Source organism: Acidaminococcus sp. CAG:542, assembly GCF_000437815.1.
In the GTDB taxonomy this organism is placed as follows: domain Bacteria; phylum Bacillota; class Negativicutes; order Acidaminococcales; family Acidaminococcaceae; genus Acidaminococcus.
Genome location: NZ_FR902019.1, coordinates 1 through 1,757, shown reverse-complemented (window position 1 = coordinate 1,757; position 1,757 = coordinate 1). Strand labels below are relative to the sequence as shown.

Here is a 1,757-nt window from a genome sequence, read left to right as displayed (position 1 = left end):
TCTTCGTCCGGGATCCCCAGGAACCGGATGGGTCTTTTGTTCCAGCCAATGGACTGGAGAGCCTTCAGGGCATAAAGGCCGATCACCAGCCCCGCCTTCATATCCAGCACCCCGGGTCCGTGGGCATTGCCCTCTTCATCCACCCGGAAGGGATTTTTTGCCGCTGCTCCGGCCGGGAACACCGTATCCATATGGCCCATGAACACCACCGGCGGTTCCGGGGAACCCGGATTCCAGTCCCCTACGATCAGGTCCCCGGCCTGTTCCACCTTCACCCGGCGCACAAAGGCCCCTGCCTGTTCCAGTTCCCCCTGGAGGATATCCCCCACCTGGTTCACCCCGTCCAGCTGTTTGGGGCCGCTTTCCGTGTTGACGAATTTCGCCCACAGGTTCAGCATCTCCAGCCGCTTTCCCTCAATATATTCCTTCAATTGCAGATCCAGTCCATCCATATCCCTACACTCCTTCTACAGAATATTCACCACAAAGCCTGCCAGCACCACGGAAGTGATGGTCACCGTCACGAATCCAGCCACCAGCATCTTGGGCAGCAGGAAGTTCAGGAGAGCCTTCCGCTGTTCTTCCGTTTCCCCCATGGCCGTGGACACTTCCTGGGAAATCAGCATGGTGGTGGGGAACCCGAAGGTGCAGGTGATCCCCAGGGACACCGCCAGGGTAAAGGGCATCCGGAACAGACGGCTGCACAGAGCCGCCGCCACACACAGACCGGCCACCCCCAGCACCGCCGACCACAAAAGAGGAGGCAGCACCGACAGCACCTGCTGGGGCGTGGTGGCCCCCAGGTTGGAAAAGATCACGATGGTCACAAAAAAGATGATCAGGCCGCTGGACTGGGTCTTGCCCAGGATTCCCTTGTCCAGGAACCCCAGGGCAAAGAACACCGTTCCCAGGATCAGGCACATGACCAGATAATGGACATGGCCCCCGGTGAGCTTCGCTGCATAGAAGGACAGGGTGGCCACCAGACCCAGTTTGGCCAGGTACACCGAAGGCTTGTCCAGCACCGATGGCAGGGCCAGAGGCTTCTTTTGGGCCGCCTGGGCTGATGCTTCCGCCTCCTCACAGTGCCGGCGGACGAAAGCCTCATCTTCCCGCAGCTGCCGGGCCAGGCGCCGGAGGGCCACTGAAGCAATGGGGATCCCGAAGAACTTCTGGGTCACCAGGAGCACCAGACAGAAGGTCCCCACATAGGCCAGCCCCTTCTCCTTGGCCGCTGCCAGCATGATCAGGGTGGCCGCATTGCCTCCGGCAAAAATGGGAGAACCGGCAATGGCGATCTTGGGATCCATCACAAACCCGCCCAAAAGGATAATGGCCGCTACTGCAAACACCACACAGAGCACGGAAGTGACCACCACCTTCCATTCCTGCTTCAGTTCCGCAAAGTCGATGGTGGTCCCCATGGAGACGATCAGCATCCCCACCACCCCCATGCCGATGCCAGAAACCTGGGCATCCTTGATGATGGTCTGGGGCAGGATCCCCGACCAGAACCCTGCCAGCAGGATCACCGAAATCCCCAGCACCGTGGAAAGGATCGCCCGGGTTTTCATGGCGATCAGCTCACTGACCGCATAAATGCAAAAAAGCACCGTCAAAGAAACAATACTGCCCATAATCCCCCTCATTTCTCATACCATAAATAAAACTTTATTGCGGTAAATTGTAAGCATGTGGCTATTATAACGCATTTTTGTACTTTGGAAAAGGCCGCCGGAAAATCCGGCGGCCTTTTG

At 58.2% G+C, this 1,757-nt stretch carries 2 protein-coding genes; both read right to left on the bottom strand.

Going from position 1 to position 1,757, the window contains the following annotated elements; translation table 11 throughout:
* On the bottom strand, nucleotides 1-452 hold a 452-nt coding region (locus tag QVO43_RS00935), incomplete at its 3' end, for a M20/M25/M40 family metallo-hydrolase (RefSeq protein WP_288174261.1).
* Between the two features lie 15 nt (nucleotides 453-467).
* Entirely contained in the window at nucleotides 468-1,637 is a 1,170-nt protein-coding gene (locus QVO43_RS00930; protein ID WP_022486750.1) for a hypothetical protein, read from the bottom strand.
* Nucleotides 1,638-1,757: the final 120 nt, after the last annotated feature.

Coding starts and splice junctions, on each gene's coding strand:
- QVO43_RS00930 (WP_022486750.1), bottom strand. CDS start 1,637: ATGGGCAGTATTGTTTCTTTGACGGTGCTTTTTTGCATTTATGCGGTC.